The sequence below is a fragment of the Plantactinospora solaniradicis genome, from assembly GCF_042658085.1.
Lineage (GTDB): Bacteria > Actinomycetota > Actinomycetes > Mycobacteriales > Micromonosporaceae > Plantactinospora > Plantactinospora solaniradicis.
The window spans coordinates 1-13,840 of the sequence record NZ_JBHSPR010000015.1 but is presented as its reverse complement, the minus strand read 5'-3'; the positions used below and the strand labels follow the sequence as shown (position 1 = coordinate 13,840).

Here is a 13,840-nt window from a genome sequence, read left to right as displayed (position 1 = left end):
CACACCGACAGCAGAGGAACCTCCAGCACCACCTACATCAAAGCCGACCGCCACGCCATCGCCCTCACCGCAATGACCGGCCAACCCCACCCACTCGCCACCACACCCACCCCATAACAACACCAGCCACTTGAAGAAATCGACAGCAGCGGCGAGCACCGACCACAAGGGAACGACTCGCCGCCTGCTAACAATCCACCTCACGGCTGTGGCACGAGGCATCGCTGTATACGTGGAGTCCCGGCGCCGGTGTTGCCGAAACAGGCGCAAACCCGAGGTCGACTGCGGCCCGTAGCAAGCTGTAGTATCAGCGCATGCGCACTCAGAAGTGCGCATTGGTGCGGACTGTGAGGGTTTCGGACACGTTAACCCCCACGGGTGGTCTTCACGGCCACTGAGGATGGCTCGCTGGGGGTTCTGCCGCTTAGCGCTGGTGCGGGATCGCGGATGATCAGTATATCGCCACCCAGGTGGGGATCTCGGTGATGGTCAGCGTTCCGCCGATGGCGCAGGCGACGTGGACATCATGTTCGAGTAGCGCGGCTACGACGGCGTTGGGGTCGGCGGCCGGGATGCCGAGCCACTGGGCAACTTGTTTGATCGCTGGCTTCGTGGATGTAGACGTTGCGCGGCAGGGCCATCCCACCTGCCGTCGCCTTGCGATGGCCGTGGCGGCAGCGGTAGGCGGCGTGCTTGTTGACCCAGTGTGCGTCGAGGATCCGGCCGCATTCCCGGCAGCGGATCAGGCCGGTGAGCAGGTAGCGTCCGCCTGCACCGTCCAACGGTGCAGGCCGGGCGTTGGCCTGTTGGGCGGCGACGAAGTCGTGTTCGCTGACCAGCGGCGGATGGGCGATGTCCCGGGAGATGACCCACTGTTGCATCAGGTTCCAGCGGCGTACCTCCGCTTGACCAAGAAGATCATCGGCGGCGTCGAGCGGGCCGCGGTCGGTGTGCTGCCGGTTCCAGACTTGCCGGCCGGTGTAGCGAGGGTTGGCCAGGATCGACGCTACTGTGCGCAGGGTCCATCCCGCGCCGCTGCGGTGCGGGTTGCGGCCGGGGTCAACGCTGGACGGGCATGGAACGCGCCGGTCGTTGAGGGCGCGGGTGATTCCGGCGACGCTGCGCCCGGTGAGGCGTTGGGCGAACATCCACTGCACGTGCGGCGCGGTGGATGGGTCGGGTTCCAGTCGGTGGGCCACGCGTCCCCACTTGGCGTGGGCCGGGTACGGGTGCGGTCCTGCCGCGACGAGGCGGTATCCGTACGGCGGCCGGCCGCCGAGATGACGGCCCTGCTCGATTGCCTGGGCGCACATGGCCGCTTTCGCCCGAAACCGGGAGCGCTGGACCTCCCGTTTCGAGTGCACGCCGAGCAGGGCCAGTAGTGACAGGTGATGCTCGTTGCCGGTGTCGACCGGGCCGTTGAGCTCGGGCAGCCACAGCTGCACGCCGTACAGCTTGAACAGCGGCGCGAGGTCGCGGAACTGGTTGCCGTAGAAGGCCCGCTCGAACTCGCCCACGACCACCGCATCGAACCTGCGGCCGGGATCGGCCAGGGCTGCCAGCAACCGCGCGGCTTGCGGGCGACGTGTCCAGGGCACCTGCCGGGAAAAACCGACGTCGAAGAACTCGGCCACGATCACGCCCCGCCCGTCGATCACCTCCTCGGCGAAGTCGCGCTGCCACCGCGCCGACGACAGCCGATCCTGGAACTCCCGGGTCGACATCCGCCCATAGAAGGCGAACCGTATGCCCACGGGCTCTGGTGCCGGCGTGCGCCGCGCCCGCAGGCGGCCTCGCCGGTCCGGCTGCCGGAGCCACCAGCCGAGCAGGTCAGGACCGTCCAACTCCGGCGCATACCGCATCAGAACTCTCCCCCATGTCGAGGCTTCACTAACAGCCGCAGCCGTCGATATGGATAGACAACGATGCGCCCCCGTAGGACTCGGCCACTCGCACGATTGTCGGCCTGACCTCGCCCGCCCAGAGGGGGTTGCCGCGCATTTAGGGCGACGCGAGGTACCCCCCCGGCACGGCACCAGCCGCTACTACATTGTCAGGGCTCCGCGTAGCCCCGTTTCAGGATGTCGACGCGCTCATTGCTGGTGAGCCCGTCGGCTCGCTAGCACCGCCATCAAGGTCGGCTGCTTCCCTCAGTCCCGCACCACGGTCTCGGTCACGTCGAAGTCCTTCGCGCCCTAACCGACCGTCCGGCCCCGCAGCTGTACACCTCAACGATCTTGGCCTTGAACTCCGGCATGCACGCCTACGAGGCCGGCGCCGCTTTTGTCCATGCCTACCATGATGAACATCTTCCCCGAGGAGCACACAGGCCCTCTGAGCTGGGATGTCCATCAAACCGGGTCAGGCCCACCGCCATTGCCTGGACGAACGCCAATGTGGTTGGCCGGTGGTGGGATGCGGTCAGGTCAGGCTGTTGAGGAGCTGGCCGGCCACGGCGTTGCCTCGACCGTGGAGGCGGGCGAGGATTTGCCGTCCGTTGTCTGGGGTGGGACCGGAGCCGCGCAGCGGGTTCGGGGTGCGAGTGGAGATGGTGACTAGGAACTCGGTGACCGCAGTATCCACCCGCCCACTGGTGCGGTCGGAGGATCGTTCGCGGTCGGCGAGCCAGCCAACGGCGTCGTGGACGAACGCTGCTGCGGCCGGCTCTTGAAAGAAGCGGACGGCCGCGTAGGCGAAGTCGTCGTGACCCATGTGCTCGCAGAACCACGTCGACCACGCCGGCACGGCTGCGCGGATGGCGGCTGTCTGCTGCTCGCTGACCGGCGAGTGCCCCCACTTGCCGAGGCCGGCGACGGCGAGCGCCAGGACGCCGGTGCCGGAGTGGCCCTGCCAGGTGCTGGCGGTGGCGGCGAAGCCCAGCATGTCTGCGACCAGGGCGGGGAACGCTGCTGGCCACGGGTCCTTCGTGCAGGCGGTTTTCCAGACCTGGCTGAGGTAGTTGTCCACCCAGGAAGTCGCGGTGGCGCCGAGGGTGAGGATCGGCTCCCAGATCGTACGGGCCTGTGCGGCGTCGGCGCTGATCGTGACGTCGGCGAGAAGCCCAAGAGCGCGACGTTCATCGTCGTTGGGGTAGCGGAAGGAACGATTGGCGGCCCTGGTCGGGGTCAGCCCGGAGGCGAGGAACGTCGCAAGGTCGGCGGCGAACTCGACCGCCCGGGCTCGCGTGAGCGTATCTGCCGCAGCGGCAAGGGCCGTGAAGTGCGGGCGGGAGGCGACGAGGTAGCCGAGGTCGAGGGTGCGCAGTATGCGGGAGCGGTCGTCGTGGGCGTCGGGGAATCTGGTCGCGACGGTGGTGGCGATCCAGTCCGCCAGCCGGGGCACCTCGGCGGGCAGGCTGCCGCCGGCGAAGGCGTCGAATGCGGCCTCGGCGGCTGCCTCCAGCTCCGGGAGGCCGTCGATCGGGCCGTGACCGGGCTCGTAGTCCTCTTGGTCCACGTCGAATCCATCGGCTTCCTCGGGGTCGATGTCGGTGTCGAAGTCGAGGTCGTCGGCTTCTTCAAAGTATGGGTCGATGTCGTAGTGCAACATCGACAGCCGCGCGCAGTGCAGCGTCAGGTGCTCGAGCCGGCGCAGATCGTCGGCGAGGCGCGGGTGTGCGGCGGCGAGTCGCATCACGGTGGTGACCGTGATGCGACGGACAAAGAGCAGCCGCGCGACGGCCGCGCGCACGGCGACGTCGTCGGGGGTCTCGGCCCACAGGGCGGTGAGCGCTTCGGCGCAGAAGACGTCCCATTCATCGTCGGAGGGGCTGTCGGGGTATGCGTGGGACCGCGTGGCGGTCGGGCTGGTGAGGGGGCGCAGTAGCACGGCCCTGCACCACATCTCACGGTCGGGGTGGTTCCGTAGCCAGTCGCGGGCGCACAGCACCAGCCACGCCGCGTACCCGCACCGCAGGTCCTCCACACCGCTGATCGAGCTCGGCGACTCGGCGTCCGGGCCGAGAGCGTCGAGTTGGGGCTGGACGGTGGCCCACTGCTCCTCAAGCTCGGTGTCGCTGGGGCGGACATGGTCGGTGATGTTGCGGCGCATGGTGTGGGCGAACGTCATCCAGGCGCGATCGCGGTCGAGATGGTCCCGCATCTCGCGGGCTTCTTCCTCAAGGGCCGCCGGCGGGGTGTATACGAGGTAGGGTTTTCCGTCCGTGGCGCGGACCGCGTGGTAGTTCGCGATGTCGGTCGCGGCGAGCATCACCCGCCACCGGTGCGCGTCTGTGGCGGCCCAGTGCTGTCGGGCGGTAGTGAGCTGCTCGGTGAGCCGGCCGGTGACGAATGCGTCCAAGCGCACCAGATCCAGGAGTGGGATCTTGCGGTGGTCCATGGTGTGCCAGTCGCGGGCTCGCTTCGCTCGGGTGGGATCCATAACGAGCGGGAGCACATTGAAGGAGCGCATCTGCACGCTCATCCGGTCGTCGTCGAGCAGGTCGGCGCTGGTGACCAGGGGCGTAAGCGGGCCTTCCAGCAGTGCAGGAGTGTGGCGGGCGATATCGGCGAGCAGCCCCCACGTCGCGACCGATCGGCTGCCGGTGAGCTGGACGAGGAGCGTGTTGATGTCGCGGCCGTCGTCGAGGGCCTGGTAGAGGTGGGCCTCCAGGGCCATCATCGCCGCCGCCAGGATGTCCGGCACCTGGTGGCCACCGTGGCTCCAGGCCAGGACGGTGGCGTCACCGACCAGCGCGACGGGCGCGCCGTCGATGAGCAGCTCGAACGCCGACCGCTCCTGCGTGCGTTCCTGGCCGCCTGACACCGGGGCGTTGCGGGTGTGTCTCCAATGGGCGGTCGCGCGCTCGACGAGGGCGAGCACCACGTCGACACCCTGCGGTTCGGCGTTGATGAGCATCGCGCGGAACGGCCCGCACTCGGGAATCGGATCGAAGGAGCGCGGGGCGCTGGCGATGCCGAGGCCGTCACGCAGCCGGTGATGGCGGTGATGGCGGTCGGAGTCGATGGCAGCCCGCAGCACCAGATCCCGGGCCATCTGCGCGGACGCCGGCAGCAACGGCACCACGGTGTCGACGTCCAGCAAGGCTGCACGGAGTCTCGTCTGGCCGCGACGCTGGCGGCCCCTGACCTGGCCGCCGTGGTCGAGCTGGCTGTCAATAGGGGGCAGCAGCGTGTCGAGGAAGGTAGCGACGGCGTCAGGTTCGACCGCGCCGGCGGCGATTACGCACCGCCACAGCACCGGCTCGACCGTGTCGTCGAAGAAGCCTCCGCCGTCGATGTGCGCGACGATGTGCCGTCCGACCGCCAGGCCGATCACGGCAGCCTGATCGCGGGCCGGCCACGTGTCGGGGGCGCGTCGCAGCCACAGGTCGGCGATCGCGGCGACCTCCGGGGCGGCCGAGGCGACCGCGGTCTCGTGCTCCGCCGCCAGGACGCGTAGGACCGGAAGCCACAGCGGCCACACCGGCAGCCGCGACTGCGCGGCGGCGTACACCGCCACGTCCGGCGTGTCGGCGAGCACAGTGATCCAACCGGAGTCCGGCACGGTCGCGGAGAACCTGAACCTGCGCAGCAGCCGTGCCAGCAGAGCGCTGTCGGCGGCGAGGCGCGACCACAGCTCGCCCAGAAGCCGGTCGGCGTCGTGGGCGTAGAACACCGCGTCGAGGTACAAGTCCGCCACGAGCGGCTGGTCGGCGGCGTCCAGCGCAGACCGGTCGGCCTCCCACCGGTCGACACCGTGCTCGCGGAGCACGCCGGCGGCGTGCAGGCGGATCGCTCGGTGCCACGACGGCAGCGCCGACCTCTCCGCGATCACGCCGATGACGTCGTCACGGGAGCGCAGGTAGTGCAACAGCGTCCAGTCGTCGAACAGGTCGTGGGCGAAGGAGACCCGGCCGTCGACCTCGGAGAGGATCCCGTCGACGCGCAGCTGGTCGACGAGCCCAACGGCGTCGACCGGGAGGTCGTCCAGGGGAGTGTGGGCCCGCAGATGGTCGGCCTGCTCGACGGCGATCCGCCGCAGCAACGTCTGGCGAGTGGCGCCGTTCGGGCCCGCGCCGGCCAGCCGCTGCCACCACAAGCCAGCGATCGACGGCTCGTCACGGATAGCGGCAACCGTAGCCCCCGGCATCCGCAGCACCAGGTCGAGGACCTTCGGGCGTCGCAGGACACCACGGAGCCCACCGGCGACGACCACCGCGACCAGGTCCGGATGCCCGCGCAACACCAGACTGATGTCGGCGTCAGACAGGTCCCCCATCACAAGCGGGGCGGCCTGCGGGCCGTTGACCTGCACCAAGTGCTCCGACACTCGGGGAAACTCCGATTGCTGCGAGGTGATCAACAACCGGATCCGGCCGCCGGTGGCGGCCGCGAGGCGTGCCAGGGCGGCCGTCGCGGCGAACGGCTCGTCGGTGTAGACCCGGTCGAGGCCGTCAACGACGACGCGGACCTTTCCGGGGGCAAGCGTCAGGACTTCCTCCAGGCTCCGAGTCAGCCCGAGTCGCGCGCCGACGCCGGCCTCGAGGTCCGCGGCCGACAGCCAAACCGCCCGGTGCGTGCCCGTGGCGGCCAGCCACCTCTTGGCCGCCACGGTCTTGCCGCACCCCGACGGCCCGGACAGCACGCTGACCGCTCCGGCGTCGGCCAGCACGGCGGTCACGTCCTCACGGACCAGGACCACGTCGTCGCCGAGCCGGTCGCGGACCCGGGCCGTCATGTTGGTGGTGTGCGTGGCGAGAAGGCGCCAGTCGGGGGCGACATCCGGGCGCAGCTGGAACGCGAACTGCCCGCCCAGCCGGTCAGCCAGAAGCTGCCAGGTGACTGCCCCGCCTTTGGGCCGCAGGTCGGCGACCACCTCGAGCAGCGCCGTCCACAGGTCCACGACCCTCTCGGCCTGCTGCGGCACGAGCGCGGCGCGGCACCACCGGATCGCGTCCGCGATCGCCTGGGAGGTAGGGGTGAGGAAGTCCAGACGCAGAGGCAGGAGCGAGGCCAGCAGTCGGGCGGGAGAGGAGTCCACGTTGACCCCGTGCTGCTCGGCGAGCTCCGTCGGGCACTTCGCCGACTCCCACAGCGAGCGCTTCGCCTCGTTGAACGCGCCAGGCACGCCGATCCGCGAGGCGATGCCAGCCTGGTCGGCGGCGGCCTCGCCGATCAGCTCCCCGAGCTCGACCCAGGTACCCTGCGCCGCTGACCCTGACACCAGGCCGACCCGGTCTGCAGCGGGCCGGAACCTGTCGGCGAGGATGTCACGCCAGGCGGCCTGCACGAACTCCGTGTGCAGCCTGGCTCCGGTCAGCATGTCAAAGGACTTCACCGACGCCGACCACCGCGGCCTGCGGGCCGCATCACCGATGACGACCATGTCGTCGAGGAAGAATCCCGACGCACTGCCCTGGAATCGCACCTCCACCGGGACCGCCACCCCGACGCCCAGCGGCATCTCGCCAGCGGCCATCCCAGCGGCGAGCCACGCACCAACATGGTCTTCGAAATTGAAGCCGCCACCGCCCGTGATGAACGCCGTCGCCACCGACCGCCCGTCCGACGCCTCGCCGCTCGACATCGCCTGAGGCTACCGGCCTACACCCCACCCGGCCGCACTCTCGCGCCGGAAGCGCGGAACAAAACCCTGGTATCGGCGGGTACGGTCAGCGTTGGCGCAGACCCAACATCGGGTGCGACGTTACCGGCGTCGAGGTACCGGGGTGGGCGCTCCGGCTAGGCGCAGTGATCGGTGGGCGCCGTTGAGGAGTTCGGAATATGTAAGGACCTTGATCCGGCTTAGGTGCGAGTTGTAGGTGCGGATGGCCTCAGCGACTTCCTCGGTGGTGAGCTGCTCTCGGACGAACGCCGGGTTGCCGATGATAACGGTCATTGAGGCGCGGCGGCAGTCCACTCCGTACTCGTTGAGCAGCGTATGGCGTTGCTCGTCCAGGCCGCGCAGGTAGTTCATCGCCTGCACGACGGCCTCGTGGACGGGTGCTCCGACGACGGGCCGACCGCGGTGGACGACCACGAGTTTCGGGATGTTCGCCCGTTTGATCTCGACGCCGTGCAGGGTGCCGTCGCCGCGGATGAGCGGGATGTCCAGCTGGTCACTAAGCGACAGTGCTCGCCGGGCGGCGGCCCCCATGTACTCGCCGCCGAAGACCCAGGTGTGCTGTTCGAGCAGTCGCTGGATGGCTGGTTCTCGGGTGTCCGGGTCACGGATGAGGCGGCGCAAGTCGCCCAGCCCGGCGGTCCGATGTCGGCGGATTACCAGATCGGCGAGTTCCGCGGCGTCGGTCAGCTCCGGCACCGCGCCGTCTGGCACCGCGCGTAGCCGGTTGGCGGCATGCTGGATTGCTTCGGTGTCTGACAACCGGGTAGCCAGCGGCTGGGTGGCTGACTCGGCGTCGTTGACGGACCGGGTCACACCGAGCCGTATCGTCTGGCGCCGGCGCCGGGGCTGTTGTTCCGGTGACAAGAACGGGGCGAGTTCGGTAACCGGATGCACACGCAACAGTGGTGCCCGGAAACGCCGCTGCTCGTGGGCGCGTTCTTGGGTGCCGCGGCGTGGAGACAGTATCGGCGGCGGAGGCGCCGAGACGTCGATCCAGTCTTCGACCGGGCGCTCCTGGTCAACGACCACCTCGCCGAGATAGATAACTGGCTTCCTGCCGCTGCTGTGAAAAATCCGCAATGGGATTCCGGAGCGAAGGTGTCGCAGTACCAGCCGGTTCTCGAAGCTCACCGGCTCCCCAGTGGAAGCGGTGAGGGTGCCCTCCTCCGGCTTTCCAACCAACGCCAGCGCACCATCATCGGCCCACCGATAGGCGAACGGCGCACCATTGAAGCCCGCACCGAGGAACACGAAGGTGTTGGGTGTCGTGCCGCAACGCACGATGGCGCCCTGACGCTGGCCGCCGTAAGTGTCGTGCACGTCCCTGCGGCTGACCACTGCGCCCGGCTCGAGATTCCAGGCGACCGGCCATTCGTACGGCCCAGGTTTTTCAACCGCCCGCACCAGCGCCTGCCATGCCTCGTCAGAGATCTCGAGCAGCGGCACCGGCCGATGTGGAGAGCTGCGGGCGTACCGAGCCTTCGTGCTGGTGGCGATGCCGGGTAGCAGCCGCAGCGGGACGGGTGCGCTCAGATAGGTCTCGTCGAACCGGACGCTGATCCTTCGCGGGTCGCAACGCAGAGAAAAGCGCTCCCCACCGGAACTGTGGTCGGCAACTACAGCCGTGGTGTAACCGTGCGCGACGACGCCGCCATGGCGGCCCACACGGACCAAGGCGACAGCGTCGCCCTCTGCGACCTCGGCTACATGGTGGTCATCTCGGCTGGTGCAATGGGATGTCTCCCAGTCGACCGGGATCGGCTTCGGCGGTACCTCGTAGGCCTTCGGCCCGTTGTCCGCCGCCATCAACCAGTACGCCACCGAATCTCCTCGCCGTGCCGTGCCAAGATCCGTCACCACCGCTGCGGGTGCAACAGTCCGCTGACAAGGAGCCACGATATCGGCAGGCTCCGACACTCCGGAGGGGGCAGATGTGGCCCGGTACCGCAGGGTGGATCGGCCTGCCGATCGGGCCAGAAGCAGCCAACCAAGCTTTTCTCAAGGATGGGGGCACTCTGTTGACCAGCATGACAAGGTAGATGCCTCCGCAGAGGCCTCCAGCCTGAAGGGCACACTCAGGAAGTTAACTGCGGCATTAATGTCTCAGATGACGGACCCGCAGAGGGACTTCAGCCCGCTCACCTTCGACGCTCTCCATCGATTTACAGCACACCTGCAGGCGCAGCGTTGAACGACCCGAGGCGCCGACCGGCGCCAGCCGTAAGAGCAGGTCAGGGTGGCTCAATCGGCCCGCGTGAACCGGACCGTCTCGCCGCGCAGCTGCCAAAGCAGGACGTGTCCCAGCTTGTCGGACCCAGGGCGTAGCGTCTGGGAAGTGGCGATGAAGAGCGAACCGGGTTACGAGCTGTATCGGGGTGCATTGAGCCGAGCGGCCACCCTTGCCAGCGATCGGCGCGACAGCCGAGACCGTAGGCACTGGTGGCAAGGCGTTCATGGACTACTCGTCCGGCATGACCGGGGCGAAAACGGCAAATGCGGAGATCCCGAGTGTGGGGAAGAGTGGCCTTGCTCGGCCGTTCATGGCGCAATCGCAGACATGAGTTCGGGTCCGGCGGGCTGGTGATCGTCGGCTCGGTTCCGTCGCGCCAGCATGTCATCATAACGGGTGCCCGGCGCATGCTAGGCCCTACTAACTAATTTGCGGCTCGGGTTGTAGGTGAAGGGCTGTTGGGACGAGCGAAGGCGAGCGGTGAGCAGGATTCCGTCCGTGGCTACGGGTACCAGTACGACCATGTCGCCGCTACCGCCCCGCTTTCATGGAGCTTTTGAGGCCCCTCGGTTCGCATGCCCTGGCCGGGCTCATGCTCACCTCCCAGCGACTACCAGCGGAGACGGTCAACGACCTGCTGGTTCAGGCGGGACATCACGTTCCGGCGCCTGACTCGCATCGAGCAGGGCCGGGTAGTTACCGTCCCGGTCGCGGATCAGGTACTTCACCTGGAATCTCGCGTCCTCCAGGTCCATCACCGGGTTACGGGCGGCGCCGCCGGCCTGGCAGTGGTCTCAGCGTTCCGGTGACACACCCTTGGTGCGCCAAGCTGCGTCGACGTGGGCCTGCCAGTACGACAGCGCCAGGCGCATGACCGAGACTTCGAAGTGGTCGGCGCCGAAGACCTGGGCATAGTCATCGACCAGCGTCCGGCACGCGTCGGCCGCACCTTCCACGTCACCTGCCGCGCCGATGGCGAAGGCGAGATTGGCCCGGGTGGCGAGGGTGAGTGGGTGGTCCGGGCCGAATACCCGCGTGTACTCTTCGGCAAGCTCACGGAAGCCGACGGATGCGTCGAGGGGCGATCCGGAGTCCTGCTGGACGCACAGAAGGTTGTTGCGGGTGCGCAGCGTGGTGGGGTGGTCGGGGCCGAATATGTGGGTTTCCGCTGCGAGGACCTCGTGGTACACCTCGTTCGCCGCGTCGAAGTGACCGGTCTCTCCGTGCCAGTTGGCCAAGGATGCCTGCACGCCGAGCGTGACTGGGTCGTCTGGTCCGAGGATGCGACGGCAATCGCCGAGCAGTTCCTCGAAGCGGGCCAGGGTGTGCTGAGGATCGTCGTGGTCGGCGTCCCGTTTCACGACTTCACAGCGGGTGACCAGTGTATAAGAGTGTCCCGGGCCCATGATGCGTACGCAGTCGTCGAGCAGCCTCCCGTAGGCCGCCGCAGCTTCGCGTGGATCGTTCTCTTCCATGGCGCTGGCAAGGTGTCGGCGGGTGGTAAGCGAATCGGCATGATCGGCGCCGATCAGGCGGGTCTGTTCGGCGAAAAGCTGTCGCAGTATGGCGGTCGCAGCACCGTGGTTCCCAGCTTCGACAAGACTGTCGGTAGTGCGGAAGTGCAGCCGGTGAGTGCGAGGTTCGATCAGGGAGCCGCGCGCCGCCTCGAAGAGGACGAGCGCGTTGGCGCGCAACATCTGTTCGCGTAGCCGATCAGGCTCGACCTCCGGCCAGATCTCCAGCAGCGCGTCCGCGGCGATCCACGCCAGCCCGTCGAGGCTGTCCGCATCCAGGTCATCGCGAATGGCGCGCTGGATCAGCACATGCGTCTGCACCAGGGCAGTGCGCTCATTGCAGGTGACCAGGTTCAGCCGATCGAGAGTGTGCAGGGCGTCGAGGATGTCGCTTTCCTGCCCGAGTTCGCCTTCCAAGGTTATGTAGTCGATGGCGGGCCCACTCGTGAAGAAGGCCAACGGGATCGCCTCGGGTTGCAGGAGGCAGGCAAGGTTGAGGATGGAATGTGCCAGGCCTGGCGGACCGGCCTTGTCGGCCGCCTCGATCGACAGCGCCCAGGTCGCGGCGAGCGTCGTCCGCTGGTTGTCCGGAAGCCCGTCCTCAGGCGGGACCACGTCGGCGAGGCCGAGCCTCACGTCACCGAGCCTGCGCCGATAGGCAACACAGTCCAGCTCGCGGTCTCGGATGAAGGCGGCAGCCTGTGCCAGAGCGAGCGGAAGATGATCCAGGTCCTTGGCCAGGGCTATGGCATGCTGGCGTTGAACGGGCTTGCCGACAGCGCGCCTGAGATACGCCACTGACTCCTCGGCGGTGAACAGGTCGACGGTGATCAGGATACGGCGTCCCGCGTCGAGCACGGCATCGCGGCGTCGGGTGGTGACGACCGTCCGGCCATGCCTGCTCACAGGTGGCCACCAATCGGCGGCGTCGGCAGGGTTGTCGAGTTTGTCCCAGACGATGAGCCAGTTCTGATCAGTGTGCTCCAGCCACACCATCAGTTGGTCGGCCGCCTGTTGCGGATGGACCTGGTCGTCGACGAGTGCCAGGGCCCTTGCAGCCTCTGCGTACGCGGTGATGATCGAGTCTTGGCCGCACACGGGTATCCAGACCAGCAGCTTCAGGTCACCGCGGGCGGCGGCCTGACGGGCAAAAGCTGCGGCAATCTGGGTCTTGCCGACCCCGCCCAGGCCCGAGAGTACCTGCGTAGGCCCGGGGTTCCGGCTGCGCCACCGGGCGCCGGGTTGACCGAGCAGATCGGGCCGCTGTTGAAACCAGGCTGGCTCTGGGGGGATTCGACCGATGCGGACTGACATCTGCCGTCGCGTTCTTCGTTTCAGCAATGCTGTGCGGCCTGCGACCGCGGCAGGAACGACGACTGCCACCACCGCAGCGATCCATGAAACGCGCTCGAGCACGTTCCAGCTCAGCGCGGCCAGGGCATTCGCCAGTAGATACCGCCCCCACATCACCATCACCATCACCAGGACTGTGGCAACAGTCGCTGCAGCGGCCAGGCGAGCTGGACGGCGCAGTCGAGCGCCGGAGTACCGAACCATGTGGCCATGGTCGCAGTGACTCACAAAATCCTCTCCGCGACTGTCCACATACTTACCTCAGCTGCCAACTCCAACCCCCTCGCAGGGCTGGGGTTGAGCGTGGAACGTCGATTCGGTATTCGGTGGGTGGGACGTGTCGGATAGTTGAGTACAGCCGCTGGTTGTTGTACCAGTCGACCCACTCGGCGGTGGCCAGTTCGACCTGGTAAGGCTGCGCCGTGGGCCAGGACACTGCCCGACGGTGTCCGGACTCATCCTCGCTGATCCAGCCGTGGCGATCCTCGACCAGACCACCGCCGAGGCGGGCCGTGGGTGCCTGGGAACTTAACCATGCGTCCGTAGCGGCCACTGCGGCCCTTGACTGCTACGCCCGCACCGCCGATCCGGAAATTATGAAATTCCGATTCTGGTTTCGTGTGGGGCTACGGTATCGATCACCCCTCGGGCACAAATTTTCCGCATTGGTGCGCACTTTGAGTGCGCATGCACTGATACTACAGTCCGCTGCCACAGCAGCGGAGCATGCATCGGGTGAGCATTCACTCAGCAACCATGCGCTGGTCATCCACGGCACCATCCCGACCGGCACTACCATCACCACCCCTTGGGATGGCCCGTACCGACCTGAGTCAGATCGTCAGCGCGCAGGCTCGACTCATGGGCAGGGGGCCCAAAGGATTCGCGACAATTGCTGAGCTGAGCAAACCTGTGTCTGTGGATCGTCTCCCGGTACGGCCTGCCCTCGAAGTAGGTTCCTTCGTCGTGACACGTAGTGCGCCCGGTCGGCGGAGCCGGCGCCACCGGCCGGGCTGGGCGGTGGAGGCTCGGGTCGGTGTTTCGTCCATTTCGGTCCCCAACGCCGAGCGCATCGGACAAGGATGTCGGTACCCGCTTCTACACTGCCGGTGATGGTCTAGTGCCTCGTCATGCAGCCTTGAACGGGTAATCCGGGTGTCGGATCTTGGAGTTGATA

At 67.6% G+C, this 13,840-nt stretch carries 5 protein-coding genes; all 5 read right to left on the bottom strand.

Annotated elements, in window-relative coordinates; translation table 11 throughout:
* Nucleotides 1-524 precede the first annotated feature (524 nt).
* The 5 genes from ACFP2T_RS19590 to ACFP2T_RS19570 all read right to left on the bottom strand — a co-directional run bounded on the left by ACFP2T_RS19590 (nt 525) and on the right by ACFP2T_RS19570 (nt 13,099).
* Nucleotides 525-1,724, bottom strand: coding sequence for a recombinase family protein (locus ACFP2T_RS19590; RefSeq protein ID WP_465264265.1), 1,200 nt, complete (start codon nt 1,722-1,724; stop codon nt 525-527).
* A gap of 697 nt (nt 1,725-2,421) precedes the next feature.
* Entirely contained in the window at nt 2,422-7,527 is a 5,106-nt protein-coding gene (locus tag ACFP2T_RS19585) for a hypothetical protein (RefSeq protein ID WP_377423847.1), read from the bottom strand.
* A gap of 120 nt (nt 7,528-7,647) precedes the next feature.
* Nucleotides 7,648-9,387: a Shedu anti-phage system protein SduA domain-containing protein gene (locus tag ACFP2T_RS19580; RefSeq protein WP_377423844.1), complete on the bottom strand. Its 1,740-nt coding sequence runs from the start codon at nt 9,385-9,387 to the stop codon at nt 7,648-7,650.
* Nucleotides 9,388-10,590: 1,203 nt separating this feature from the next.
* Nucleotides 10,591-12,789, bottom strand: coding sequence for a tetratricopeptide repeat protein (locus tag ACFP2T_RS19575; RefSeq protein ID WP_377423841.1), 2,199 nt, complete (start codon nt 12,787-12,789; stop codon nt 10,591-10,593).
* Between the two features lie 130 nt (nt 12,790-12,919).
* Entirely contained in the window at nt 12,920-13,099 is a 180-nt protein-coding gene (locus ACFP2T_RS19570; protein WP_377423839.1) for an IS3 family transposase, read from the bottom strand.
* Between the last annotated feature and the right edge of the window lie 741 nt (nt 13,100-13,840).